Here is a 25,866-nt window from a genome sequence, read left to right as displayed (position 1 = left end):
GCAATCCCCTCCCGATCCTGATGTTACAAAAATTAACAGCCGGACCGGAGGGAGACAAATCTTTGTTCAGTTTCTGTGCGTCAGGTCCGCAGACTCCTGCGACGCCTCCCGAACCCAACGTTCAAGAGCGCAGGTACTGTTCCAGAAACTCGCTGAACGACAGGGTATCGGCGCTTTCCATGTCGGCCTGCTCGGTCAGGGATTCTGACGTCATAGCCTCAAACGCGCGGCGCACATCATCACCAAGACCTTCCTGCCTAAGGCTCTGCTGATGCTGCCGCGCCATTTCCATACCCCACTCCCGGTGACCCAGGCCAGAGGAACGCATGGCATCGAGAACCCGGGCAGACGGCACGGTCCATTCACCGGTCAACACTTCGCGCTGGGCGGCAAGGGCGTTGCGGTAGGTGTCATCACCCCGCCAACTATCGAGCAGTTCCGCAAGGGGCTCCAGCTGCGACAGAATGTCGTTCGCAGCGTCGGATACCGGGGTACGATGCCCACCACGGCAAAGCGCCAACTCTCGATAACGCCCATTGGCGACCACATCCTTGTAGTTGTCATCCAGGCGTTCACATTCGGCATCGCCAATTCGGGGAGAGTCTGCTAGCAGGCAGTCCAGCAGGAACAGATCCAGAAAATCGATCTGGGCCTCGTTCACACCAACCGGCGAGAAGGGATCAAGGTCCAAACATCGCACCTCAATGTACTCCACACCCCGGGCTTCGAGGGCCTGGATGGGCTTTTCCTCACGCTGCGTCGTGCGTTTGGGGCGCACCGCGCTGTAATACTCGTTCTCGATCTGCAGTACGCTGGTGTTGATCTGGATGAACTTGTCGCCCCGGCGGGTGCCGATCGACTCATACGCCGGCCAGGTGGTGTGAATGGCCCGATCCAGAGTCTGGGTGTAGGTGCTCAGCTCGTTGAAACAGATATTCAGGGATGCCTGTGCGTTGTTGTGGTACCCAAGATCGCCCATCCGTAACGAGGTTGCGTACTCACCGAACCAGGTGCGTTCATCAAATCGCGAGAGATCATGGTTCACGCCGGCTACAAAGCTGGCATCCAGGGCGGGCGAAGCACCGAACAACAACATCAGCAGCCAGCTGCGGCGGCGGAAATTGCGAATCAGCCAGAAATACTGGTCCGACTTGAAGTCTTTCAGGCTTTGCTCGTTGCCCAGCAATTCCTGCCACTTGTGCCAGAAACTGTCGGGCAGGGACAGATTGTAGTGGGCGCCCGCGATGCTCTGCATCATACGGCCGTAGCGCACGGCCAGTCCCTGCCGGTAAACATGCTTGAGTTGGCCAATATTGGAGCTGCCATACTCGGCGATGGGGATACTCGGGTCACCATCCAGCTCACAGGGCATGCTTGTCGCCCAGAACACTTCGTCACCCAGGTTCTGCTGCACAAACGTGTGGATATCCCGCAGCGATTTCAGCATGCCTGCCGTGCTGTCGAACACCGGCGTGATCAGCTCCAGCAAGGCTTCTGAATAGTCGGTGGTAATCCTCGGATGGGTAAGCGCCGACCCCAGGGCTTCGGGGTGCGGAGTCTGGGCGATGAAGCCGTTGCGATCCACCCGCAGCCCTTCTTTTTCGACACCCTTGAGGAAACCATCCCAGTCGCTGGCAGCGAACTGACGAAATACGGAATGGCGGGATTCAGCCATGGTCGACTCCTGCTGCGGCCGGCTTGCTCTTGTGCATAACCGGCCGGTGAAAAGATTGTAAACCCGTCAGCTGTCCTTGCGCGCCGAGGCAAGTGCCTGGGCCAGCGCACCAGCCATGGCGCCCTGTGGGGATTTCTGACCGGAACCGCCATTACCGGCATTCCGGTTTCCGCCCTTGCGGCTGGCTCCGGAGCGGTTGGCAGCCATTGGCTTGCCTTCGTTTTTCTCGCCAGGCTGATCGTCCATACGCATGGTCAGGGCAATTCGCTTGCGCGGGATATCCACGTCCATCACCTTAACCTTGACGATATCCCCGGCCTTGACCACTTCTCGGGGATCCTTGACGAAGGTGTGGGACAGCGCGGAAATGTGCACCAGGCCATCCTGATGCACACCAATATCCACAAACGCGCCAAAGTTGGTCACGTTGGTCACCGACCCTTCCAGCACCATGCCGGGTTTGAGATCGCTCAGGGTTTCGACCCCTTCCTCAAAACTTGCGAACCTGAATTCCGGTCGCGGATCCCGCCCCGGTTTCTCCAGTTCCGAGATGATGTCCTTGATAGTCGGCAAACCGAACTGTTCTGTTACGTAATCCTGGGGATTCAGACCACGCAGGAACGAGGAATCGCCGATGATATCGCCCACTTCGCGATTATTTTTCCGGGCGATGGCCTCGACCACGCCATAGGCTTCCGGGTGCACGGAGGACCGGTCCAGGGGGTTCTCGCCGCCGGCAATACGCAGAAAACCCGCCGCCTGCTCGAACGTGCGGTCCCCGAGACGGGTGACCTTGAGCAGCTGTTTCCGGTTGCGGAACATGCCGTTCTGGTTGCGGAACTCAATGATGTTCTGGGCGATGGTCTGGTTCAGGCCCGAGACCCTTGCCAGCAGTGGCGCTGACGCGGTATTCAGATCCACACCCACGCCGTTTACGCAGTCTTCCACTACGGCATCGAGGCTTCGTGACAGCTGCACCTGGGAAACGTCGTGCTGGTACTGCCCCACCCCGATGGATTTCGGCTCGATTTTCACCAGTTCGGCCAGCGGATCCTGCAACCGGCGGGCAATGGACACCGCGCCGCGAATGGTGACATCCAGATCGGGCAGTTCTTTTGAGGCGAACTCGGAGGCTGAATAGACCGAAGCACCGGACTCACTGACCACGATCCGGGCCAGCTTCAATTCGGGGTAACGCTTGCTGAGGTCGCCGACCAGCTTCTCCGTTTCCCGGGAAGCGGTGCCATTGCCAATGGCCACCAGTTCAATCTTGTACTCCCGACACCAGGCCGCCAGCTGCTCGATGGAACGGTCCCATTGGTTCTGCGGCGCATGGGGGAAGATGGCACCGTGGCCGGCCACCTGGCCAGTGCCATCGATAACAGCCACTTTCACCCCGGTGCGTAGCCCTGGATCCAGGCCCAGGGTCGGACGTGGACCGGCCGGCGCAAGCAGCAGAAGATCCTTGAGGTTGGCGGCGAACACGTTGATGGCTTCGGTTTCTGCCGCTTCGCGGACCTGTGCCATGAGATCGGTTTCAATCTGGGTGGAGAGTTTCACCCGCCAGGTCCAGCGAACCACCTCCGAGAGCCATTTGTCGGCAGCACGACCATTGTCCCGGATATTCCAGCGAGCGGCGATGCGCTGCTCGGCCGGGTGGGGCGCACGGCGGTCATCCTCGGCATCACCAACAACAATCGTGTAACCAAGAACGCCCTCGTTCCTGCCCCGAAGGATGGCCAGGGCACGGTGGGACGGAACTTTCTTAAGCGGCTCAACGTGGTCGAAATAATCACGGAACTTGGCCCCCTCGTTTTCCTTGCCTTCCACCACGGTGACGTTCAGCTGGCCTTCCTGCCAGATAAAGTCCCGCAGGCTGCCCAGCAGCTCGGCATCCTCGGCAAACCGCTCCATCAGAATGTAGCGGGCGCCATCCAGGGCAGCCTTGGTATCTTCCACGCCGGCTTCTTTGTTCAGGTAGCCCTGGGCAGTGGTTTCAGGATCGAGAGTCGGATCATCATAGAGGGCGTCAGCCAGCGGCTCCAGACCCGCCTCGCGGGCAATCTGGGCCTTGGTCCGGCGCTTGGGCTTGTAGGGCAGGTAAAGATCTTCCAGACGGTTCTTGGTGTCGGCGTCCTGGATGGTGGCCTTGAGCTCGTCGGTCAGCTTGCCCTGCTCCTCAATGCTCTTGAGGATAGTGGCACGACGGTCTTCCAGTTCCCGCAAATAGCGCAGACGTTCTTCCAGGTTCCTCAGCTGGCTGTCATCCAGTGAGCCTGTGATCTCTTTCCGGTAGCGGGCGATAAACGGAACGGTCGCGCCTTCGTCGAGCAGTTCGACGGTGGCATTAACCTGTTGCTCGCGGACACCGAGTTCCTCGGCGATACGCCTGGAGATACTGTTCATGCAACCTCTGTCTGATGCTTTGCCAATAAACCAGCAAAGGTACAGCGGCTTACTGCTGCAGGCAAGCGGCCTGTCCCCGCTTGTTCAGGAATTGCACAAGATCCGCCCAGGGCATGGGCCGGGCGTAGTAATAGCCCTGGATTTCATCGCAATGCTGCTGGCGCAGAAACTCCAGTTGCCCTTCGGTTTCCACGCCTTCGGCGACGACGCTGATCTGCAGGCTGTGGGCCAGACTGATAATGGCCCGGATAATGTGTTCGGCGTCTGCGGAATTACCCAACTCCTGCACAAACGACTTGTCGATCTTCACCAGCGAGATGGGCAGATGCTGGAGATTGCTCAACGATGAAAAGCCGGTGCCGAAATCGTCCAGGGCAAAACTGATACCCAGCTGGTTCAATTCCCGCAGGCAGCGCTGGGCGTACTCCGGGTCGTGCATCATGGCACTCTCGGTCAGCTCCAGCTCCAGCAGACTGGTATCCACGTTGGCGTTAAAGATGATGCGGAAAATGGTTTCGGTCATCTTGCGATCGTGAAACTGCCTGAACGACAGGTTGACCGCGAACACCAGCCCGGGGAAACCGAGCTCGGCGGACTCCTGCAGGCGTTTGCAGGCCTGCTCGATGACCCAGTAACCAATGGGCACGATCAACCCGCTGCGCTCGGCAACCGGAATGAATTCGTCCGGCCCCACCAAACCCCGCTCCGGATGATTCCAACGCAGCAGGCATTCCACGCCCCGAACCTCCTCGGTGGCCAGATCAATCCGGGGCTGGTAGTAAAGTTCGAGCTCCTTGCCCCGAAGGGCATTGCGCAAATCCGCCTCCAGGCGAAGCTGGTAACCGGCGGAAATGTGCAACTGGCGGTCGTAGAAGCGGTAGCTGGTGCCCGGGTCTCGCTTGGCTTCAAACATGGCACGATTGGCCCGACGCAACAGATTTTCGGCGCTATCGCCGGCTTCCGGGTAGGTAGCAACACCAAGGCTGACACTCACCACGACGGTCTGGCCATCAATGGTAACGGGCTCATCAAGGGCGCTGACCACCTTGCGGATAATCTGGGTGATATCCAGGGAGTCTTCGACCTTTTCAACAATAATAGCCAGCTCGTCACCGCCAATGCGCATCAGCGAATCCACGCGTCGAAGCGAATGTCGGAGCCGCTCTGCCAGTTTCATCATCAACTGGTCACTTTTCTGATAGCCAAACGACTCGTTGATGCTGCGGAAATCATCAATATTGAGGTGCAATAAAGCCAGACGGTGGCCCGCCCGCTCGGCACGCAGAAGCGCTTGCTGAAGACGATCGAAGAAAAGGTCCCGGTTGATAAAACCGGTGGCGACCTCGCGGCCCAACTGACCATGAGCCGATTCCGACAACTGACCCCGGTACCAGAGGCACTTTACCGCACGACGGAAGTTCCAGTGGTCCAGGTTCTGGCGACTGAGATAATCAGCGGCGCCCGAAGCAAGTAATTCGGGCGCCCGTTCCCCGGGAAGCTCGGCACTCAGGGCCAGTACCGGCTTTTCATTGCTGGCGACGGCCAGGTACTGCAGGAAGGAGGCTTCAGACCCACCGTGGAACACGCAATCCCATACGATAAGATCAAAACTGGCGTTCCGGATCAGATCATCGCAATCCACCAGATCCGGGCACCAGGTTGCGTCCGCACTGATTTCGACGTCACCCGCCAGGAGAGCATTCAGCCAGAGAAAATCAGCGTAATCTGGTGTCAGAACCAAAAGGCGCAACTGTCCGGGCCTCATGGTTTCCAGTGGCAGTGTCATCAAGCAGGATCCATTTATGCGTGAACAACCGAGTCCGTTCTGTTAATCATAGTCTATAGATCCCCAAGGTACAGTAACTCTGTCTGGTGTAGAATAAGCCCACGTCCGTTATCCCCATTTCGTTCCATTCTGGCCATTTATTTGTGAACAAGCTCAACCCGAGACAAAGCGAAGCAGTCCGCTATGCCGATGGCCCGATGCTGGTGCTTGCCGGGGCAGGCAGTGGCAAGACCAGCGTGATTACCCGCAAGATTGCCTACCTGATCGAGCAACTTGGAATACCGGGGCGTCATATTGCCGCAGTCACCTTCACCAACAAGGCTGCCCGTGAAATGAAAGAGCGGGTTGGCAGGATCGTTGACCGGAAGCTGACCCGGGGCCTGATTGTATCTACTTTTCACAATCTTGGCCTCAACATGATCCGTGAGGAGCACACGCATCTTGGCTACCACCCCGGCTTCTCGATCTTTGATGCCGAGGATGCCAAGGCCCTGTTACAGGATCTGATGCTCCGGGAAGCCAGCGCCGAGGCCGGGGACGAACTCAACGACATCCAGATGACCATCTCCTCCTGGAAAAACGCCATGCGGGGGCCCGCCGAGGCCCTGAGCAAGGCTGCCGATGAGCGTGAACAGCGTATTGCCATTATCTACAAGAAATACAACGAGTACCTGAAAGCCTACAACGCGGTCGATTTTGATGATCTGATCCTGCTGCCCGTGATGCTGTTCCGCTCGAATCCGGACGTGCTCGCGAAATGGCGGCGGAAGATTCGCTACATGCTGGTGGATGAATACCAGGACACCAACGTGTGCCAGTATGAACTAGTCAAGCAGCTGGTGGCCGAGCGGGCCGCGTTTACCGTGGTTGGAGACGACGACCAGTCCATCTATGCCTGGCGCGGTGCCCGGCCCGAAAACCTGGCCCAGCTCAAGGAAGACTTCCCTAGCCTGAAAATCGTCAAGCTTGAGCAGAATTACCGGTCCACTGCCCGGATCCTGCGCAGTGCCAACACAGTAATTGCCAATAATCCCCACGTGTTCGAGAAGGCGTTGTGGAGTGATCACACCATCGGCGAGGAAATCCGGATTGTCCGATGCCGCAACGAAGACGCGGAAACCGACCGCGTTGCCACCGAGATCCTCGACCAGAAACTAAAAAAAGGGCTCGATTTCCGGGACTTTGCCGTGCTGTATCGGGGTAACCACCAGGCACGACTGCTGGAAATGAAGCTGCAGGCCTACCAGATCCCCTACCGCATCTCCGGCGGCCAGTCGTTTTTCTCAAAGAACGAGATCAAGGACGCCATGTCCTACCTGCGGCTGTTGATCAATCCGGACGACGATGCCGCGTTTCTTCGGGTGGTCAATGTGCCACGCCGGGAGATCGGTCCGCGCACGCTGGAGCAGCTCAGTCACTACGCCCGGTCCCGCAACGTCAGCCTGTTCAAGGCCCTGGGTGACATGGGCGCAGAGACCCACGTGACCGAGAAGGGGCTGGATCGCCTGCGGCGTTTTGCCCACTGGGTGGACGCCACCTGCGAGCGGCTACACAGCGAAAACCCGATACCCGTGATCAAACAGCTGTTCACGGACATCGAGTACGAGGAGTGGCTGCACCAGCACTCCGGCACCCCCAAACAGGCCGAGCGGCGGATGGAGAACATCTGGTACCTGGTGGAGTCCATCCAGCGCATGCTCGACGATGGCAAGGGCACGGCCGATGAGCTCGGCATCGAGGATGCCATCACCAAACTGATCCTTCGGGACATGATGGAACAGCGGGAGGAGGACGATGACAGCGACAAGGTTCAGCTACTCACCCTGCACGCGTCGAAGGGCCTGGAGTTTCCCCACGTGTTCATCATGGGGCTTGAGGAAGAAATCCTGCCCCACCGAAGCAGTATTGAAGAAGGTAATATCGAGGAAGAACGACGGCTGATGTACGTGGGCATTACCCGCGCCCGGGAAACGCTGACCCTGACCTATGCGGCGACCCGGAAACAATACGGCGAGAAACTCGAAACCATCCCGAGCCGCTTCCTTGATGAGCTGCCCGAGGAAGACCTGAAATGGGAGGGGACTGGCGACCTGGATGTGGAAGCCAATCAGAAAAAGGGAAAAGCGACTCTCAGTGCCCTTTTGGGCGATCTCGGCCTGTAAATTTCAAATTTTTTTACAATCACTGCAACTTTTGAAGACCTGATCCGTTTCTGCAAGTGGGATACCTCATCCCGCTCCGACAACAACAAGATCAGGAGGACTTCATGTCCAGAAATTCCAATCGCTTGTGTCAGCTTACCGGTTCGCTCTTTCTCATCACGGCAGGAGCCACCCCAGCCAGCGCGGGGCTCCTTGGCGGGCTACTCGGATCATCTACCGATGATTCAATAGTGCAGACGAACCAGGACAGAGACCCGGCAAAAGGCTACTTCAGCGAACCTTTTGCGGAACCAACCATCATCGTCGACGGCGAAGCTGTTGAAACCGATGAGAAATGCATCACCCGGGCCGATGGCATGGATGAGTGCAAACCGGCCGCAGGTACCATGGCCCTACTGAAGGACGGTCGCCTACTCTACCTGAATGCGCTCGAGGGTACCGAAAACGTTGAGCTGTCAATCGTCGCCGAATTCGGCGAAGTCTCGGTCAACGATCAGACCCGTGTATTGTCGCTTGATGAAAGCGATAACCCGTCCTGGCTCAAACCGTCCCCATTGGATGCCGGTGCCAATCCGGACGGCAATGACAGCGAGACCCTCCTCAACGGCACCGAACTCGACGGCTTGATTGATACTGCAGATAACACCAGTAAAAACGACGGTGCGCTGTTCTGCTCGGATGTTATTGGCCTCGCAAACGGCGATGTGATGGCTGTCGGTGGCACCGACTACTACTCGGAGCCCGGCATAGACGGCCTGCCACTCGGCGTTGCAGAGCTGGAAGGCATCAAGAATTCGCGGATATTCGATGAGGCGACCAACACCTGGCGCCAGAGCGGTGATATGACCTACGGCCGCTGGTACCCGTCGCTGGTCACTCTGGGCAATGGCGACGTCTTTGTGGCGAGCGGCGTCACCAAGCTTTTGAAGCCCGTCTATCCGGACGAGCCTCTGAATAGCGGACGCAACGTCGTCCAAACGGAAACCTACAACCCTTGCGCAGGGGTGTGGACGGAGAATCCTTCGACCGCAGACAGGTCACTGCCGCTGTACCCGCGAATGCATCTCCTGCCCAACGGTCACGTGCTCTATAACGCGGGCGGCCAGGCGTTCAATCCATTTGGCCAGGGGTATGACCAGGCCTTGTGGAACATTGTCGCCAGCTACAATCCCGCAACCCAGCGCTGGAACGACATCGGCTATGCCGGACTGCCCCTGAGACTGGATGAAGCCGGGCTGGGCCAGCTCAGCAGCACACTGAATATCACCAATCTTTCCCTGGACCAGATCGGCTCATTGCTGGGCGATGTGCTGGAAGCTCCGTCTGATCTGCTGGAGAGCGGCGCAGAGCTGGGCGTTTCAGAGGACGACCTTCGAATGGCCATTGCCGGTGGCATGCGCGGCTCCACGTCCTCAACCATGTTACCTCTCAAGCCAAACGCCAACGGTGAGTACACGGACGTCGAGCTTCTGACTGCCGGTGGTGTTCCCAGTTACGCTCTACTGACCAATCCCGGCGGCTACCTGCCCACGGACCAGAGCCGGATCGACCGCATAACCACGAATGGCGATGACATCGGCTACGAATCAAGACTCACTGGCTCGCTCAACCAGCCACGCTGGTATGGCACCAATGTTCTCATGCCAGACGGCAGCGTCATGGTATTCAGTGGCGGCAACCGCGATGGTGTCGTAGCACCCGGCCTTGAGGGCCCAATTCGCACGGCCGAGCGCTTTGATCCGGAAACGGGCACCTGGACTGAAATGGCAACGGGCCACAGGGCACGGACTTACCACAATACAGCGGTACTTATGGAAGACGGTCGTGTGATGATTGCCGGGCATTCGCCGATCAATACCGCCTACCTGACCTTCGTCGATCTTCAGGACTTCGGTTTGGCGCCGTATGACGGACGGGATCCCAGCTTTGAAATCTACACACCACCCTATGCCATGCGTGACGACCGCCCGGAAATCCAGAGCGCGCCGCGCAACCTGACCATTGGGGATCGCTTCAATATAAAGGTTGACCAGGCCGACCAGATCGACAAGGCGCTGCTGATTCGCCGGACGGTCATGACCCATGTGATTGATGGCGACCAGCGCGCCATTGAACTGGTCATGGAAAGAGGCAACGGCAACAAGCTGACCCTGAAAATGCCAGACAACCACAACGTGGTCCCGGCCGGCGAATACATGCTGTTCGTGAGCAAAGAGACGACTGAAGGAAGGGTGCCATCAATATCGGCTCCCATCACCGTGGTCAACGAGAATCTCGAATGCATGGCGCCAACCCAGGTGGCGGGCGACACCACGACCGCCGACGGAATTATCGAATCAACACTTGAGATTCTGTAACCAGGCAACGGGAGTACATTATGAAAAACGGACGGATCAGTACTGGCGGCTTGCCACTGGTTTTGTTCGGCCTGATGCCCCTGCTGGCTTCCTCGCCAGCGGGGGCGCATGGAGCGCCAGACACCGAAGGCGCCCCCGCCGAAATCCTGCAGGCCCGCATTACCGAACAACCGGACCTTCAGGGATTAAACGCCATGATTCTCAACGCTCCCCGGCCCGGGATCCTCTTGAGCTATCAGGGAGAAACGCCTTTGACCGTGCTCGGCACCGAAAACGAGGCTTTCCTCAGGTTTACGGGCAAGGCCGTTATGGTGAATCGGGATAGCCCGAGCTGGCGGTCTCTGCCAAACGCCCCCACTCTCTCGGGAACGCCCGTTGAGGAGAGTGACAGATGGGCAGTGCTGTCGCAAAGTGCCAGTTTTGGCTGGCTAGACCCACGCCTGGCAGCGATGGAGAGCATGCATCACCAGGAACCAGAACATCAGAGCTGGTCGATCAGCCTGCAAACCGCCTCCGGCGAAACAGCGATTATAGTCGGCGAGCTGAGGCGTAAACCGCTCCCCTGACCGCCTAAACCGGAAGGCCGAAAGGCCATAAGAAAAAGCCCCCGAATATCGGGGGCTTTTCTTTTACTCAAAATAGCCTTACTGACTTTCTGCCACCAGGTGCTCGACAGCCGCCTGAATTTCTTCATCCGGACAGCTTGCACAACCGCCCTTTGCAGGCATGGCATTGAAGCCATTGATCGCGTGACTGACCAGAGTGTCCAGCCCTTTATCGATGCGCGGTGCCCAGGCATCCGCATCGCCAATCACCGGCGCACCTGCAGCACCCGTGGTATGACAAGCCATGCAGACAGCATCGTAAACTTCACTGCCGGAGCGAGGTCCAGAGCTGGCAGTTTCAGTGGCCGCCGCAGCTTCACCACACTCTTCACCCTGCAGGCAAACTTCCCCTATTGGCTGGATGCGTGCACGGATTTCATCTTCGACACTTGCCATTACGGCGCCCGCTGTCAGGCCTGCAACGACCAATACAGCAGCCAGGACTCTCTTCATCTTCACAATGCACCTCGCATTTGAGCGTTATAATCTTCGGTCGCCGCATTATAGCGACTGAAACCCGGCAAAAAAACCAAACAGCAAAATCATAAATTGATTTCAACCATTTTAATTGCGATTTCGTAAGTCAGAGGGTGTTTCGCGAACAATCCGGTTACCATGGTGTTCGCCGACGTTTCATCATTCAGGACCTGTTTCCATGACCAATTCGGAACCGACTTCACCCCACCCGTTGCGCAAACCGCTGCTGATTGCCGAATTTACGGCGCTTGCCGTTTTGCTGGCTTCCATGGGGTGGTTTTCCAGCCAGACCAGCGACGGTCAGACCATCAGCGCCGGCTGGCTGCTGATTCCAGCCTTCGCCAGCCTCGGGGTCTTCATCAGCTTTATCGGCCTCATGTACCTGCGCTGGGTAGCCTCGGCGGAAAGTGGCAACCGGTTCAAGCACAAGGTTATTTTCTCACTTCTGGCCGTCACCCTGATCGGCGTCTGGATCTATGGCATTGCCAACACCTGGTTCAGTCTGACCGCCAGCTAGGAGAGCACCTGATGACATCCCCACACCTGTTGGCGCCGCCCACGGCCATCATTACCTTCTCGTTGATGCTGTCGGTGCCTGTAAACGTGTCGGCACAGACTGAGGAAGCGCCCTCCATTGATTCACCCGAACAGTGCGCCCTGATTGACGATGGCATCAAGCGACTGGCCTGTTTTGACAGCCTCTACAAACCCACTGAGAGCCAGGCCCAGGCATCGGAAAGCGCCAAGGAACAGGCCGAGAAGAGCGCGGAGCAACTGGCGCCCAATGGTAAAGATCTCGATGCCGTTGCCGGCAGTGCCCTGGAAGGCGATTCCGACGCAGGCGTTATGTCTGCCTTGGTGGACCGCTATGTGGCCGCCGAGAAAGCCGTGTTTTCCTTTTCCGGCAGCTTTGTGGGGCACCGGCCCACCTACATCCTGCCGGTGAGCTGGGTGAAAGACCCGAACGAATCGCCATCCAGTCCCCGGCTAGGGTCCATCGGTTATGACTACGACCTGGAACGGGAAGAAGCCAAGTACCAGATCAGTTTCAAGGTCCCACTGCTGACGGGAATTCTGGACGACCGCACAACACTCTGGTTTGGCTATACCCAGACCTCGTTCTGGCAGGTGTACAACCAGGACGACTCCGCGCCTTTCCGGGAAACCAACTACGAGCCGGAGATATTCGCCCGATACCAGACCGACTGGGATATCGGACCGGGCCGACTGAATGGCGTGACCCTCGGATTCAATCACCAGTCCAACGGGCAGTCTGAACCGAGGTCCCGGAGCTGGAATCGCATCATGGGCTCAGCCGCGTACAGTTATGATCGCTGGCTCTTTATGGTCCAGCCCTGGTATCGGATTCCGGAGAACAATGACGATGATAATGCGGACATCCAGCGCTACCTGGGGTATGCCAATTACCATGCGGTATACAAGCTGACCGAGGATCGGACGTTTTCGTTGCGGCTGATGAATAACCTGCGGTCGGATGATAACAAGACGTCGGTGGAGTTCGGGTACAGTTTCCCAATGGGGGATACGGTTAAGGGGTTCTTCCAGTACTACAACGGGTATGGGGAGAGTCTGATCGACTATAACCACCGGATTCAGCGGTTCGGTATCGGGATTATGCTGAACGACTGGCTCTGACTTCAGGTGCAAGACCGACTGGGACGCTTGTCCTCCTGAAACACGCTCCTAACGGCACATCCCTGTGACGCTTGGGCTCCGCCATCCCTGGCTCCGCACAGTTTCATGAGGACAAGCGTCCCACTCGGCCCCAAAAAAAGGAGTTACCTCTCCTCGTTCAATCTCTGCATTTCTGCCAGCAATTCTTCCGTCTTCTCTTCCATCAACGGAATATCCGCCCGCGATTCTACGTTCAACCGTACAACCGGCTCGGTGTTGGACATTCGTAGGTTGAAGCGCCAGTCGTCGAATTCGATGCTTACGCCGTCCACGTGGCTGACGCTTTTGGCGCCAACGCTGTATTTGGCTTCAATCGCAGCGATGACCTTGGGGGGATCATCGATGGTGCGGTTGATTTCGCCGCTGGCGGGGTAGGCTTCGATTCGGGCATCGATGAGCGACGACAGGGTCTGGCCGGACTGGCAGAGGCGTTCGGCAACCAGCAGCCAGGGGATCATGCCGCTGTCGCAATAGGCGAAGTCGCGGAAGTAGTGGTGGGCGCTCATTTCGCCACCATACACGGCATCTTCGTCACGCATTCTCTGTTTGATGAAGGCGTGGCCGGTCTTGCTCTCGATGGCTTCGCCACCGGCGGCTTTCACCAGATCAAGGGTGTTCCAGGTCAGACGGGGGTCATGGATGACCTTGCCGCCGCCGGTTTTGCGCAGGAACTGGTCGGCGAGCAAACCAACAATGTAGTACCCCTCTATGAAACGGCCGTTTTCGTCGAAGAAGAAGCAGCGGTCGTAGTCGCCATCCCAGGCGATGCCCATGGCAGCGCCTTCTGCAATGACGGCGTCGGCCGTCGCCGCCCGGTTTTCCGGGAGGATCGGGTTCGGTACGCCGTTGGGAAAATGGCCGTCTGGCTGGTGGTGCACTTTCACGAATTCAAAGGGCAGGTGCTGTTCGAGTTCATCGATCACCAGGCCGGCGCCGCCGTTACCGGCGTTGCAGACAATGGTCAGCGGGCTGAGCGAACCGGCATCGATATACCCCAGGAGATGGTCCACGTAGGCGCTCATCACCTCAAGTGGTTCGTAGCGACCCTGCTGAGGTGCATCACCGAATGGCTCCAGCACCCGGTCGCGAATCTCGTTCAGACCGTTATCGGAGCTGATAGGCCGGGATTCAGGGCCGACCATTTTCATGCCGTTGTGATCTTTGGGATTGTGGCTGGCAGTCACCATAATGCCGCCGTCCATCTTGTAATGGCTGGTGGCAAAATACACCTGCTCGGTGCCGCACAGGCCGATATCAAACACATCCGCGCCGGCGGCCATGAGGCCGGAGCTGAGTGCCTCGGCAATGTCGGGACTGGACAGCCGGATGTCGTAGCCCACGATGACTTTTTTCGCGCCAGTGATTTCCACGTAAGCGCGTCCGATTTTTTCGGCCAGGACCGGATTCAGTTGATCGGGAACCCGGCCTCGCAGGTCGTAGGCTTTAAAACAGGACAAGTCCATTGTCTCGATTTACTCCGCGGCGGATGACTGAAGCTGGATGTAATTCTGAATGCCCATCTGGGAAATCATTTCCAGCTGGGTTTCCAGCCAGTCGATGTGCTCTTCTTCACTATCAAGAATGCTACGGAACAGTTCACGACTGGTGAAATCCTGCACTTCCTCACAGTAGAGGATCGCTTCTTTCAGGTCGGTGTGGGCAATTTCTTCCAGTTTGAGATCGCAGGAGATCATTTCCTCGACGTTCTCGCCGATCAGCAATTTGTTCAGATCCTGGAGATTGGGCAGGCCTTCGAGGAACAGGATCCGCTCGATAAGCTGGTCTGCATGCTTCATCTCGTCGATGGATTCTTCGTATTCCTTGGCGGCCAGCTTGGTAATACCCCAATCCTTGTACATGCGGGAATGGAGAAAGTACTGGTTAATAGCGGTCAGCTCGTTGCCGAGGACCTTGTTCAAGTGCTGGATGACCTTTTTATCGCCTTTCATACTCGGGCTCCCTGATGGCCGAATGGATCAGTGTCTTAGGATAGCCCCTTATGACGCAGGAGAAAAATAGAACCGGACAATCGTGCCGGTCAGGCAGGCTGGGCGAGCATATTGGCCATGGCCAGGTAGTCGGGCGTGCGGCTCTCGCGCAGGATTTCGCGGGCGGTGCAGGCGCAGCGTCCACACTGGGTGCCGACACCCAGCTCTTTGCCAAGCTGGCGCATGGATGACACGCCGTTATCGGCAGCTTCGCGAATTTCCCGGTCGGTTACGCCGTGGCAAAGACATACGTACATAGCAGTGACTCACCAATGACAATAAAAGTTAGTGATAATTATTGTCATTGGCATCTCGAAATGCAAGCCTTCTGGCTTAAATTTGTGCAACTTTTGTGTTGCGAGACTCACAACCCCCGGGTCAGATTCCGCGAACCTGCGTCGGTAACCACCACGTTGTCCTCGATACGGATTCCGCCGCAGCCTCTCAGCCGCCCAATCAGCTCCCGGTTTAAATATCGCCCCAGCTCGCCTTCCAGCAGTGGATCCAGCAGCGACGGAATGAAATAGAGACCCGGCTCGATGGTTACCACCATACCGGGTTCAAGCCGGCGGGTGAGACGGAGAAATGGCGCATCTTCCGGAGGCGGCGTGGGCTTTCCAGCTACGTCGTGAACCTGGACGCCCAGGAAGTGACCGATGCCATGGGGGAAGAACACACGGGTGATGCCCTTTTCGACGATGTCCTCGTCATCCAGGCCGATAACCAGACCAGTCGCCGACAGCAGGGCGGCAAGCCCCTGATGCGCCTTGCGATGAATGTCGATGTAGTCCACCCCGGGCGCGACCATGTCGCAGAGCCTGACCTGAAGCCGGTCGAGACCGTGGATCAGCGCCGCGAAGTGGGACTCTCCCGGGCCTGCCGTGGTGCGGGTTATATCGGAGCAGTAGCTCCGAAAACGGACCCCGGCATCGATCAGCAGGCTGCGGGTCTGCCCTGGCGGCTGCGTATCGTAATACTGGTAGTGCAACGTCCCGGCGTGCTCGTTCAGCCCGATAATGCTGTGATAAGGCGCTTCGGCTTCCCGCTGACCGGTTGCCTGCTGGTAGGCCAGATTGATGCCAAACTCGCTCTCACCGACCAGGAACGCCTCCCGGGCCGCCGCGTGGCCTGCCAGAGCCAGTCTGTTCGCCTGCGCGAGACACTCGATTTCGTAGGGCGTTTTGCACACGCGGGTCTCGTCCAGATCCCTCAACAGAGCCTCCGGGTTTTTCTCACCCGGAATATTCCATATCAGGGCAGGATCCCCGATCACCGCAAGGCTTTCCGGATCATCCAGCAACGGGGCCTCGGGTGAGGCACTGCTGCGAACCTCGATGAATTGCTGCCAGGGCTCTTCCGCCAGTGGCGAATTGGCGTGCCAGAAGTCGACCGGTTCGAACAGCCAGAGCACGGGCTTGTGCCCGGCCCGGATCCAGAGCCAGCAGTGTTCGCGACCGGCCAGCCCGGTCCAGTGCAGAAACGGACCATAACCCTGGAAATGCCAGGCCTGGTCATCTCCATAACGGTAAGGCGCGGCGCCGGAAGCAATCAGCAGGCTGTCGTAGCCATGCTCTGCCAGGGCCGATTCGTATCGGGCCTGCAGTTCTTTCAGGTGATCGGTCTGCAGCGACAACAGCGCATTATCAGGCATGGCCATCTTCCAGTGTTTTCCAGAGCGTTAAAAGATCGTCCGACCGGGTGTCACGGAGACGGATCAGGCGAATTTCCAGGGGGACATCCCAGCCTTCGTCACCGGCTCGCACCAGACTGCCGAACTGTTCGCTTTTTTCCATCATGCGCCGGGGCAACCAGCCCATGCCGAAACCCTGCTTCACCAGCGCCTTGATGCTGGCGGACTGGGTGTTCTCGTTCAGGGGTAACAGATTGGCCGTCAACCTGTTGCGGGCAAGATGGCCCTCAATCGCCGATTGCAGGAAACCACGACTGTGATAAGCGATCAGCGGTACCGGCTGTTCCGGGCTGCCCGGCAAGGCAAACCGCGGATGCCCCTGATCGTCAGCAACACTGACCGGAACGAGGGATTCGCGAGCCAGCACCAGCCAGTCGTAACTATCGGCAGTCAGCCTCCCGCCCCAGGGCAGATCGGGATGCCAATAGCACAGCACCAGATCACACTCGTCACTGTCGAGCGCCTCCAGAAACTGCTCCCCCACCCAACTGGTGGCATTCAGGTTCAGCTGCAAACGCTCGGCAATGCCCGCGTCTTTCGCCCAGCCCTGGTAAAAGTGCGAAAACAGACCCTGCGTGGAACCCACACTGATCCTGGCAGACACCTCGGCTTCAAGGGCGCTGATTCGATCGCGGGTATCCCGGACATCCCGTGTGATCCGCTCGCACAGCTCCCGGAATATCTCGCCAGCGGGCGTCAGCGAGAGCGGCAGCGTCTGGCGGTTGACCAGCGTGCTGCCCATGGCTTCTTCCAATAATTTGATCCGGCGGCTGAACGTAGGCTGGCTCACGTGCTGCAACTCGGCAGCACGTGAGAAATGGCGCGTTCGGGCCAGCGCCAGAAAATCTTCCAACCAGCGTACTTCCATGGAGTCCCCTGAGGGTATGTCGTTGTATCGATGCGAGTTCTGCTGCTGGCATCATAGCCTATCGCAGCGGCGCCGTTACAACCGGCCCTCTTCCACCGCGTGGCACGCAACCTGGGTTCCGCCATCCGTGGTGATCAGCTGGGGCACTTCCTGCCGGCATCGCTCGTTGGCATAAGGGCACCGCCCATGAAACACGCAGCCCGACGGCAGGTTCACCGGCGTGGGCACCTCTCCTTTCAGGCGGATGTGGTTGGGGCGATCGTCCTCCAGTTTCGGAATAGCCGACAACAGCGCCTGGGTGTAGGGATGTCGGGGCGCGGAAAACAGCGTTTTTGTATCCGCCAGCTCACAAACCCGCCCAAGGTACATGACGGCAACCCGGGTGCCGAAATGCTCCACCACCGCCAGATCGTGGGTAATAAACAGGTAGGTCAAGCCCCTGCTTTCCTGGGCGTCCATCAGAAGGTTCAGCACCTGGGCCTGGATCGAGACGTCCAGGGCCGAGATCGGCTCGTCGGCCACGATGAACTCCGGATCAACTGCCAGGGCCCGGGCAATGGCGATCCGCTGGCGCTGGCCACCGGAGAATTCGTGGCCGAAGCGGTTGCCCCAGTCCTGATCAATGCCCACCGAATGCATCACCTCATGGATCTTGTCCCGCACCTGCACCGGGGACCAGTCCGGATGATGGAACCGGATCGGCTCCTCCAGGGTCTGCTGGATGGTCATGCGCGGGTTCAGGGACGCATAGGGATTCTGGAAGATCATCTGCATCTTGCGCCGGTACGGCAGTGAATCCTTGCGCTCCAAATTGTCGATGCGCTGGCCGTCGTAGTGAATCTCGCCGGCGCTGGGCGAGAGCAACCCCATCACGGTTCGGGCCACGGTCGACTTGCCACAGCCGGATTCGCCCACCACGCACAGGGCCTCGCCCTTCTGCACTTCCAGGTCCACGCCGTTGATGGCGTGGACAGCCTCCTGTTTGCGGCGGAAGCGTCCACCCTCAAAGGTGATCTGCTCCAGCAGGCTGCCGGACAGGTCAAAGCGTTTCTCGAGACCGCTGATACTTACCAGAGGGGAGGTCATGATTCGGCCTCCTGCATGCGTTTCTCCTGTTCAATCAGGTTGGCAACTTCGTAACAGGCCACATTCACATTGCCCGAGCACACATACTCCGGCATGGCCTGCTTGCACTGCTCGGTGGCGAAGTTGCAGCGGGGATGGAACGGACAGCCGGAGGGCACGTTCTTCAACGATGGCATGGAGCCGGGAATCTGGAACAGCCGCTCGCCGGGCTCGCCCATCTGGGGCAGCGCGTTGATCAGCCCCTGGGTGTAGGGGTGCTGGGCATCGTTGATAATTTCCCGGGTCGGCCCCTGCTCGATAATCCGGCCGGAGTACATGACCAGCATTCGCTGGGTCACCTGGGAAACCACGCCCAGATCGTGGGTAATCAGCATCAACGCCACGTTCTCCTGTTCGCACAGGTTCAGTAGCAGATCCATGATTTCCGCCTGAATGGTGACATCCAGAGCCGTCGTGGGCTCATCCGCGATGATGATTTCCGGATCCAGCAGCAGGGCGATGGCAATGATCACCCGCTGGCGCATGCCCCCGGACAGCTCATGGGGGTATTGATCGAGACGCTTCTCCGGAGAAGGAATCTGCACCTTCTGCAGCCGGTCCAGAGCAATGGCACGGGCTTCTTTTTTACTGATTTTCCGATGGGCAAGGAGAGCCTCCACCATCTGGGTTCCGATGGTGAGGACCGGGTTCAGGGTCATCATCGGATCCTGGAAGATCATGGCGATACGGTTACCACGGATTCGGCGCAGCTCCCGCTCGCTCATGGCGGCGAGGTCCCTGCCCTCGAACAGGATCTGTCCGCCGGCGATGTAGCCCGGCTTGGCAATCAGGTTCAGGATGGAAAAGGCAGCCACCGACTTGCCGGCACCGGACTCCCCCACCAGGCCCAGGCGCTCGCCCTTGTCCAGGCTGAAGCTGATGCCGCGCAGCGCTGTCAGGTCGCCACCACGCACGGCAAAACGTACATCAAGATCTTTTACTTCCAACAGTGCCATGGTGTTACCCCTTGTACAGCCGTGGGTTCATCACATCCCGCAACCAGTCACCCAACAGGTTGATGACCAGCACGAGCACCACCAGCACCAGGCCCGGGATCAGGGTGATCCACCAGGAACCGCTCTGGATGTAGTCAAAGCCGGATTTGATCAGCGAGCCCAGCGACGGCTGGGTCTCCGGCATGCCAAGCCCCAGGAACGACAGCGCCGCCTCGGAGATAATGGCGTTGGCGATCTGGACCGTGGCGATAACGAAGATGGGCGACAGCGTATTGGGCAGGATGTGCCGGAACATGATCCGACGGGTCCCGAAACCCATCACCTTGGCCGCATCCACGTACTCCTTCTTCTTTTCCGCCAGCACCGAAGCACGAACGGTCCGGGCAATCTGGGGCCACTCGGCAACACCGATGATGAAGATCAGCATGTAAATGGCGATCTCACCGAACATCAGGTTACCGAAGCTGGCCTTGAACACTGCGCCCACGATGATGGCAACCATCAGAGTGGAGAAGGACAGCTGCACATCGGCAATGCGCATCAGCACCGCATCGACCTTGCCACCCAGGTAGCCGGCGAGGAGACCGAACAGAATGCCCAGAAACGCCTGCAGGACCACCGCCCCGAAACCGATCATCAGGGACACCCGGGTACCGTAAAGAATCGTGGACAGCAGATCCCGGCCCTGGGCGTCGGTGCCCAGAGGAAATGCCGGATCGGCTCCGCTCATGCCCACCGGGGGCAGCTCAGAATTCATAATGTTGATCTGCGCCAGATCGTAGGGATCGGCGGGCGCCAGCAGGGGCGCGAACACCGCCGCCAGCACCATCAGCAGCAGCACGGCAAAGCTGACAATCGCCACCTTGTCGCGCTTGAAGCTGTACCAGAAGAAGGACTCGCGGAAGCGGTACCAGCGGGAAACCGTTGCCGTTGTCATGCTTTCTTTCCTGTCAGTTTGACGGTGGGATTCACCAGACCGTAGATCAGATCCACCAGGGTATTGGTAACCACGAAAATCAGGCCCACCACCATCAGGTAAGCCACGATCAGCGGAATGTCACTGCGGGTAATGGCCTCCAGGAACATCAGGCCCACGCCCGGCCACTGGAACACGGTTTCCGTAAGGATGGTGTACGCCACCATAATGCCGATCTGCACGCCACCCACGGTGATCACCGGAAGCATGGTGTTCTTGAGTGCGTGCAGGAAGTTGATGCGGCCGGCGCTCAGGCCCTTGGCCCGGGCGTAACGCACATAGTCGCTCTGCAGCACTTCCATCATCTCGGCCCGGATCAGCCGGATAAACAGCGGCAGCATGATCGAGGCCAGCGACACCGACGGTAGGATCAGGTGCATCAGACCGGTACCGGTGAAGAAGCCCGATTCCCAGGTGCCGAACAGGTGAGTCAGCTCATCACCACGCCCGTAAGAGGGCAGGCCGCCCTCAGTGGAAAAGAAGTCGTTCAGCCACTGCCCCCACCCGGTATCGGACGGAAACCAGTTCACCGTCACACCAATGGAGAACAGCTGAATCAGCACAATGGCCGTCAGGAACACCGGGATGGAAATACCCACGGTACTGACGCCCATAAAGAATTTGGATAACCATGCCTGGGGCCGGATAGCGGCATAGACACCAATCGGCACGGAAAGAAACACAATAATCAGACTGGCACCGATGACCAGCTCCAGCGTCGCCGGCAGGTGCTCGGCGATCACTTCCAGGGTCGGCTTGCTGTAGAAATAGGAGTTGCCCAGGTCGCCCTGGAGCGCATTGCCTGCAAACCGCAGGTACTGCACCACCATCGGGTCGTTCAGGCCAAGCTCCTCTCGAATGGCTTCCCTCTCCTCTTCGGAGACGGACATCCCCACCATTTCCTGAAGCGGGTCCCCGAGGCCATCCTGAATGGCAAAGGCAATCACGCTGATCACAAACATGACCAGAAACGCCTGGGAAATCCGCTGAACCAAAAACGCTAACATGGAAAGCTTCCGGATAAGGCTTGCAAACAAAAGGCCGGCGCCGGATCACTCCAGCGCCGGCCGGCCATCAAAGGCAGTTACTCAACAACCAGATCACCCAGGTACGGGAAGTTCATGACATTGAGCACCGGCTCAATATTCACGTTCTTCTTGGAGGCCCAGGCCAGGTCCTGCCAGTGCAGCGGAACAAAGGCGGCATCATCGTACAGACGCTGTTCCACTTCCTGCAGCATGGCGGCACGCTTGTCCAGGTCGGTCTCGACGTTGGCCTTCTGTACCAGGGCGTCGATTTCCCGGTTGCAGTAGTTACCGGCGTTGTACTGGCCAGCGCCAGTGTCGGCATCCGGGCAGAAGGTCAGGAACTCGTAGAAGTTGGCGGAGTCCTCGGTATCCGCGTGCCAGCCGATCATCATCATGTCAGCGGCGCGGTTGTCATACTCCGGCCAGTACTGGGCCTTTGGCAGGGTTTTCAGATCCACCTTGATGTTGATGCGCGCCAGCATGGCAGCCACTGCCTGAGCGATCTTGTCGTCGTTCACGTAGCGGTTGTTCGGCGCCATCATGGTGATTGTGAAACCGTCCTCGTAACCGGCTTCCTTCATCAGCTCCTGGGCCTTGGCCACATCGAAGCGCGGTGTCAGGGACTCGTTATAGCCCTGGTAGCCTTCAGGCGACATCTGGGCAGCAGGGGTGGCGAAGCCTTTCATGATCTTGGCGGCAATGCCTTCCTGGTTGATGGCATAGGCAATCGCCTGGCGAACCTTCGGGTTCTTGAAGGCTTCCACTCGCTCCTGGTTCATGTGGAACAGGATGATGCGGGTGCCACTCATGGTGACCAGGTTGGCGTTCTTGTCGTTGCGGATCCGCTCCAGATCATTGGGCGGAACCGGGGCGATAAAGTCGACACCACCGGACAGCAGCGCAGAAACCCGGGTGTTGTTCTCTTTGATCGGAGTCAGCACGATCTTGCCGACGTTACCCGGGGACTCGGTATCCCAGTAGTCGTCGAAGCGCTCGAACTCGACGCGGACACCCTGCTTGCGTTCGGTCACGGTGTAAGGGCCGGTGCCCGACAGATTCTCGGATGCGAACGAGTTGCCATGTTTGAGGATGGCGCTCTTGTCTTTGCCGTCTTCGGTCTGGCCGCTGTAGAACTCGCTGTCGAACGGGAAGATATAGGTGGCGGTGTTCAGCAGCAGCGGATAGGGCTCACTGGTGACCAGCTCGAAGGTGTAATCATCGATGATGTTGATGCCGCTGAAGGGCTTGAAGATGGCCTTGAAATCCTGGCTCTGCTTCAGGCGGTCGAAAGTGAACTTCACATCCGCGGTCGTCAGCTCGTTGCCGGAATGGAACTTCACGCCCTAACGGAGTTTGAAGCGCATGGTGTTTTCATCAACCCGGGTCCAGCTCTCTGCCAGGCGCGGCTCGAAACCAAGATCCTTGGTCCAGCGCAACAGCGGATCAAAGGTCATATGAGACAGCTGGAGAATGCCACCAGACAGCTGCTCATGAATGTCGAGGGTCACGGGGTCGGCGTCGTACGCCATCTTCAGTTCCTTGGTCGCCTCGGCAGACAGGGCTACCGGCGCCGCCGCCAGGGCCATGGAACCGACAAATGCTGCAATCAGTTTTTTCATCGCGTTTTCCGTCGCTGTTTTAGGAATTTTCACGGAACATCGGCGCAGAACGGCGCCGAATGCCTGGCCAACAAGCTAGTCTCGGAAAACACTTAGGGCAATCGAAATTGCGACATGGGGCTATACGCCAGGTGAATGACCTGATTTGGCGCAGACTTACAGCCGGAAAACCAGAGGCAGGATCAGGGCAGTAAACACACCGGTAAGTCCCATTCCCAGAGACGCAAACGCGCCGGCGCTATGGCTGATTTCAAACGCCCTGGCGGTTCCGATGGCATGGCCATTCAGCCCCAGGGCAAAGCCCAGAATCCGTTCGTCGTCAACAGGCAAAAGCCGCGCGAGCAGGTCTACGAAGAGGGTTGCCACCACGCCCGTGATCAGGAGCCCGCCCATCATCAGGGGCACCGAACCGCCCAACTGCTCGGTAATACCGATGGCGATAGGCGCAGTAACCGACTTGGGCGCCAGCGATGCCAGGACCTCCGGTGTGGCCCCCAGAGCCCAGCCAATCACCACGGCGTAAACCGCCGCCATGGTGGCGGCAATCGGCAGCGTGACCACAATCGGGCGCCACATGGCACGGATATGGTGCATCTGCTGGTACAAGGGAATCCCGAGTGCGACGGTGGCAGGCCCCAGCAACACCGTCAGCCACCGCGCGCCCTGTTGGTAATCCTGGTAATCCACCGCCAACGCGATGAAGCCAGATAAAAGACACGCAGACAAAACAACCGGCGGCAGCCAGATAGGCCGGCCAATGCGGGAGAACAGCCAGTTGCCGGCAAAGAAGGCACCGAGGGTCAAACCGATCGCAAGAATCGGGGTGGCGGCAAGCGACTCCGGCAGGGCCTGGAAGCGCGCGAGTAGCTCACTCACCATCGCTAACGCCTCTTTTCGTCACCGCTTTCATCAACAACAACGTCGTCAGCACACTGAGAAAGGTGCCCACCAGCAATGCCGCCGCAACCGCCAGCCACTGCCCGGAGAACTGGTTCGCCGTGAAAAACACACCCACCACCCCCGGCATGATCAAGAGCACCAGCACCGATATCAGCCCCTGGCTGGCCCGAGCAAGATCATCACTCACGTTGCCTTTAAGCATCAGCGTGAAGGTAATGACCACCATCCCCAGCACGCCGCCACTCACCGGCAACGCCAGAAGCAGGCGCACAGACTCGCCAAGAATAAAAAACAGCACCAGAACCAGAAAACCACGCAACATCGGCATGCGCTTACACTCACCCGGGAAAGAATTGCATTACACTAGCCCAAACCCCTATCCCGATACCAATGCAGGAAGCCCATGGCGCTCAAAGCAACCATCCTCAAGGCGACGCTCAACATCGCCGACATGGACCGTCACTACTACGCGGATCATCAATTGACCATCGCCCAGCATCCGTCGGAAACGGACCTGCGCGTGATGATCCGGCTGCTTGCCTTTGCCCTGAACGCCGGCGACACCCTCGAATTTACCAAAGGCCTGAGCACCGATGATGAGCCAGAGCTGTGGCAGAAAGACCTGACCGGCGAAATTGAATTATGGATCGAGCTTGGCCTGCCAGAAGAAGACCGAATAAGGAAGGCCTGCAACCGCGCCGGGAAAGTGATCCTCTACACCTATGGCGATCGCGCATTCCCAGTCTGGTGGGACAAACATCACGGCAAGCTGGAACGTTTCGACAACCTCACCATTGTTCACCTACCCGGCGACAGCACTGAGGCCCTGGCAGCGCTCGCGGACCGGTCCATGAGCTTCCAGGTGACCATCCAGGATGGCGAGGTCACCTTCAGCAATGACAACAATCTGGTATCGATTACCCCCGAGCAGCGACTACCCCAGAACTGAGGTCAGGACTTGCCGCCGGGGGCTGGACAGACACCCGCTACGCACGTAAGATTGCGCACTCGAAATCGGCGAGTCATCGTCGAGCTCGAAGCGCCCGTAGCTCAGCTGGATAGAGCGTTGCCCTCCGGAGGCAAAGGTCATAGGTTCGAATCCTATCGGGCGCGCCATTATTTTCAAAGGCTTGCGTGAAAACGCAGGCCTTTTTTATTTGCCTGTGCCCAAATTGTGCCTTGCTGGAGCCCAGTCACTTTAGGCCGCTGCTATATCACTCAGTAAAAAGACCATTGCACGGTTTCCACCTCACCATCTCCAAGGCACAGCCACTCCGCGTTATCTATGAATCCAAAACGCCTTGTTGTCGAAACCTTTGGTCGCAATGCGAACATTGGAAGCAACCAATTAACGCTTCTTCCCGCATTACTTCGAAACCTATATGAGGGAAAGCACACTTTTTCAGTATACAGCTATTTCACATTCCCCCTGAAACCAAGCATAAACGGGTTGCAGTAGTCATCTGGGCAAACGGCATCCTGACTCTCGTCCAGATCGCGGAAAGGACTTTGCCGGCAGCTTGGCGCTGATTGCCGATGCTATACATAACTTC

The 25,866-nt window shown here is 58.3% G+C and carries 23 protein-coding genes and 1 tRNA gene; 7 read left to right on the top strand and 17 right to left on the bottom strand.

What is annotated here, in order from left to right:
• Positions 1-121: 121 nt before the first annotated feature.
• The 3 genes from gshA to BM035_RS17975 all read right to left on the bottom strand — a co-directional run bounded on the left by gshA (position 122) and on the right by BM035_RS17975 (position 5,867).
• Positions 122-1,675 carry a glutamate--cysteine ligase gene (gene gshA / locus BM035_RS17985; protein ID WP_008169925.1) on the bottom strand — a complete coding sequence of 518 codons (1,554 nt, stop codon included), beginning with the start codon at positions 1,673-1,675 and terminating at the stop codon, positions 122-124.
• Positions 1,676-1,741: 66 nt separating this feature from the next.
• Positions 1,742-4,081, bottom strand: coding sequence for a Tex family protein (locus BM035_RS17980; RefSeq protein ID WP_053114130.1), 2,340 nt, complete (start codon positions 4,079-4,081; stop codon positions 1,742-1,744).
• Between the two features lie 49 nt (positions 4,082-4,130).
• Positions 4,131-5,867, bottom strand: coding sequence for a putative bifunctional diguanylate cyclase/phosphodiesterase (locus BM035_RS17975; protein WP_092033526.1), 1,737 nt, complete (start codon positions 5,865-5,867; stop codon positions 4,131-4,133).
• A 143-nt stretch (positions 5,868-6,010) separates the two neighbouring features.
• Here BM035_RS17975 and rep point away from each other — a divergent pair, with 143 nt between their 5' ends.
• From rep to BM035_RS17960, 3 genes are all read left to right on the top strand, one after another.
• The gene (rep, locus tag BM035_RS17970; protein WP_014575829.1) at positions 6,011-8,029 is read left to right on the top strand and encodes a DNA helicase Rep; all 2,019 of its coding nucleotides are present in this window, start codon (positions 6,011-6,013) and stop codon (positions 8,027-8,029) included.
• A 104-nt stretch (positions 8,030-8,133) separates the two neighbouring features.
• On the top strand, positions 8,134-10,386 hold the full coding sequence (locus tag BM035_RS17965) for a galactose oxidase-like domain-containing protein (RefSeq protein ID WP_092033525.1): 2,253 nt from the start codon (positions 8,134-8,136) through the stop codon (positions 10,384-10,386).
• Between the two features lie 20 nt (positions 10,387-10,406).
• A complete protein-coding gene (locus tag BM035_RS17960; protein ID WP_092033523.1) occupies positions 10,407-10,952 on the top strand; it encodes a hypothetical protein in 546 nt (181 codons plus the stop codon).
• Positions 10,953-11,030: 78 nt separating this feature from the next.
• Here BM035_RS17960 and BM035_RS17955 read toward each other — a convergent pair whose 3' ends face one another.
• Positions 11,031-11,444, bottom strand: a complete 414-nt coding sequence (locus BM035_RS17955; RefSeq protein ID WP_092033520.1) for a c-type cytochrome — start codon at positions 11,442-11,444, stop codon at positions 11,031-11,033.
• Between the two features lie 202 nt (positions 11,445-11,646).
• Between BM035_RS17955 and BM035_RS17950 the strand changes: the two genes are divergently transcribed.
• A complete protein-coding gene (locus BM035_RS17950; RefSeq protein WP_014575826.1) occupies positions 11,647-11,985 on the top strand; it encodes a hypothetical protein in 339 nt (112 codons plus the stop codon).
• A gap of 11 nt (positions 11,986-11,996) precedes the next feature.
• Complete coding sequence (locus BM035_RS17945; RefSeq protein WP_062782915.1) at positions 11,997-13,124, top strand: phospholipase A; 1,128 nt, start codon at positions 11,997-11,999, stop codon at positions 13,122-13,124.
• A gap of 143 nt (positions 13,125-13,267) precedes the next feature.
• On the opposite strand, the gene BM035_RS17940 is transcribed toward BM035_RS17945, so the two are convergent.
• The 13 genes from BM035_RS17940 to BM035_RS17885 form a co-directional block, all read right to left on the bottom strand.
• The gene (locus tag BM035_RS17940; protein ID WP_092033518.1) at positions 13,268-14,626 is read right to left on the bottom strand and encodes a phosphomannomutase; all 1,359 of its coding nucleotides are present in this window, start codon (positions 14,624-14,626) and stop codon (positions 13,268-13,270) included.
• Between the two features lie 9 nt (positions 14,627-14,635).
• Positions 14,636-15,112 carry a bacterioferritin gene (gene bfr / locus BM035_RS17935; RefSeq protein WP_014575823.1) on the bottom strand — a complete coding sequence of 159 codons (477 nt, stop codon included), beginning with the start codon at positions 15,110-15,112 and terminating at the stop codon, positions 14,636-14,638.
• A gap of 89 nt (positions 15,113-15,201) precedes the next feature.
• Positions 15,202-15,408, bottom strand: coding sequence for a bacterioferritin-associated ferredoxin (locus tag BM035_RS17930; RefSeq protein ID WP_012139146.1), 207 nt, complete (start codon positions 15,406-15,408; stop codon positions 15,202-15,204).
• Between the two features lie 107 nt (positions 15,409-15,515).
• The gene (pepQ, locus tag BM035_RS17925) at positions 15,516-16,802 is read right to left on the bottom strand and encodes a Xaa-Pro dipeptidase (protein WP_092033550.1); all 1,287 of its coding nucleotides are present in this window, start codon (positions 16,800-16,802) and stop codon (positions 15,516-15,518) included.
• A complete protein-coding gene (locus tag BM035_RS17920) occupies positions 16,795-17,709 on the bottom strand; it encodes a LysR family transcriptional regulator (RefSeq protein ID WP_092033515.1) in 915 nt (304 codons plus the stop codon). The genes pepQ and BM035_RS17920 overlap by 8 nt, the downstream gene beginning before the upstream one ends.
• Before the next feature lie 75 nt (positions 17,710-17,784).
• Complete coding sequence (locus BM035_RS17915) at positions 17,785-18,795, bottom strand: ABC transporter ATP-binding protein (protein WP_092033513.1); 1,011 nt, start codon at positions 18,793-18,795, stop codon at positions 17,785-17,787.
• On the bottom strand, positions 18,792-19,790 hold the full coding sequence (locus BM035_RS17910; RefSeq protein WP_092033510.1) for an ABC transporter ATP-binding protein: 999 nt from the start codon (positions 19,788-19,790) through the stop codon (positions 18,792-18,794). Before BM035_RS17910 ends, BM035_RS17915 begins: the two co-directional genes overlap by 4 nt.
• A 4-nt stretch (positions 19,791-19,794) precedes the next feature.
• Positions 19,795-20,727: an ABC transporter permease gene (locus tag BM035_RS17905; protein ID WP_053114109.1), complete on the bottom strand. Its 933-nt coding sequence runs from the start codon at positions 20,725-20,727 to the stop codon at positions 19,795-19,797.
• Positions 20,724-21,773 (bottom strand): ABC transporter permease, encoded by a 1,050-nt coding sequence (locus tag BM035_RS17900; RefSeq protein ID WP_053114107.1) that lies wholly within the window; start codon positions 21,771-21,773, stop codon positions 20,724-20,726. The genes BM035_RS17905 and BM035_RS17900 overlap by 4 nt, the downstream gene beginning before the upstream one ends.
• A 77-nt stretch (positions 21,774-21,850) precedes the next feature.
• On the bottom strand, positions 21,851-23,134 hold the full coding sequence (locus tag BM035_RS17895; protein ID WP_368073282.1) for an ABC transporter substrate-binding protein: 1,284 nt from the start codon (positions 23,132-23,134) through the stop codon (positions 21,851-21,853).
• A 3-nt stretch (positions 23,135-23,137) separates the two neighbouring features.
• A complete protein-coding gene (locus BM035_RS23220) occupies positions 23,138-23,413 on the bottom strand; it encodes a hypothetical protein (RefSeq protein ID WP_227507707.1) in 276 nt (91 codons plus the stop codon).
• 156 nt (positions 23,414-23,569) lie between these two features.
• Entirely contained in the window at positions 23,570-24,292 is a 723-nt protein-coding gene (locus tag BM035_RS17890) for an LrgB family protein (protein WP_092033508.1), read from the bottom strand.
• Positions 24,282-24,641 (bottom strand): CidA/LrgA family protein, encoded by a 360-nt coding sequence (locus tag BM035_RS17885; RefSeq protein WP_008169943.1) that lies wholly within the window; start codon positions 24,639-24,641, stop codon positions 24,282-24,284. The genes BM035_RS17890 and BM035_RS17885 overlap by 11 nt, the downstream gene beginning before the upstream one ends.
• Before the next feature lie 75 nt (positions 24,642-24,716).
• On the opposite strand from BM035_RS17885, the gene BM035_RS17880 reads away from it, so the two are divergent.
• Together BM035_RS17880 and BM035_RS17875 are read left to right on the top strand one after the other, a co-directional pair.
• Positions 24,717-25,262, top strand: coding sequence for a YaeQ family protein (locus tag BM035_RS17880; RefSeq protein WP_008169944.1), 546 nt, complete (start codon positions 24,717-24,719; stop codon positions 25,260-25,262).
• Between the two features lie 90 nt (positions 25,263-25,352).
• Positions 25,353-25,429 (top strand) — tRNA-Arg (locus BM035_RS17875).
• Positions 25,430-25,866: the final 437 nt, after the last annotated feature.

Origin of the sequence: Marinobacter sp. DSM 26671 (assembly GCF_900112835.1) — a bacterium.
Classification (GTDB): domain Bacteria; phylum Pseudomonadota; class Gammaproteobacteria; order Pseudomonadales; family Oleiphilaceae; genus Marinobacter; species Marinobacter flavimaris.
The sequence above is the reverse complement of the archived record's forward strand: the minus strand, read 5'-3'. Positions and strand labels throughout refer to the sequence as shown.